Annotated in this window: 2 protein-coding genes; both read right to left on the bottom strand. The window is 42.5% G+C overall.

From position 1 onward, the window contains the following. Positions 1 to 404: IS5 family transposase (locus tag BLV54_RS15300; protein WP_143032488.1), on the bottom strand; the 404-nt coding region annotated here is incomplete at its 3' end. 284 nt (positions 405 to 688) lie between these two features. Further along, positions 689 to 1,082 (bottom strand): hypothetical protein (locus BLV54_RS15295; protein WP_256329562.1); only part of this gene is annotated, 394 nt, incomplete at its 5' end.

The raw sequence follows: 1,082 nt of genomic DNA, 5'->3' as shown, positions 1-1,082 counted from the left end.
TCAACTGGTAAACCACAACCATCAACCGCCAAATGAATCTTTGTAGTGTTACCCGCACGGCTTTTCCCGATGGCCTGCGGCTCTTGACCTACCGCCCCCGCACTATGCTGATGCGCTTTAACGTAGCTGCCATCAATAAATTCCCACTCCCAATCTGGATCAATAATCAGTGCCTTGAAAATTCTGTTCCACTTGTTACTTAATGACCAGGCATTGAATCTCTTGTAGATGGAATTCCAGCATCCAAACACCTCAGGTAAGTCTCGCCACGGACAACCAACCCGCATTCGGTATAGCATACCTTCTACTGTCATGCGCAAATTGCGCTTGTTATAAATCGCTTCTTGAAGCAGAATTTTCTCCAGCTTCGACCAGAACTCATCGCTGAGCATCAATCGGGGCATCGCAAACTCGTTTTATTGGTAGTGTGAGAACCTCTCAATATTACGAGTTTGCTTCTATTTATGAGATACTTATCTCAAAACGTCAACAGACCCTAGTGAAAATAGAGCGTTAATCAAGGAATACCTGCATGCCATTACTATTAATCTTATAATGGCATGCCTAATAGGTATTGGTATTTAGAGGTATTATCTAAAGCGCAATAATCGCTAATATTATTAGCGAGAGTCAGTTCAGAAAATGGTTAGCACTAGCTGAACAAACACTATACCGTTCTAAATTTTAGCTAAGCAGCTACTGTTTTATTTTTCTTACTACGCATGAAGAAGATGGCACCAACAGCTGCCAGCACGATGACGCCTATGATATAAGGCAGATTCGATTTTCCACCAGCTCCCACTGAAAACGGAAAGCGGGATACATATTCTTCTTTCTCTCCTCTTATCGTAACCAAACCGACAAACTTGCCTGCTTCCGGAAAGCCATGCTCAAAGGTCACCGATCCATTCGAATATACTTGTGGCGGCAAATGAAATATAGTTATCGCATCAAGATTCTCTTCTGATCCTGTATCTCGTATTATTTTCACTTCAGTCGTCATTGGCCGCAGTTCTTCATTGATATAATCCAGCGCAACAACGGTACGGCCTATCAAAGGAATATCTTCACAAAATTCCTGC

It is taken from the genome of Nitrosomonas sp. Nm33, assembly GCF_900107265.1.
Lineage (GTDB): Bacteria > Pseudomonadota > Gammaproteobacteria > Burkholderiales > Nitrosomonadaceae > Nitrosomonas.
The sequence above is the reverse complement of the archived record's forward strand: the minus strand, read 5'-3'. Positions and strand labels throughout refer to the sequence as shown.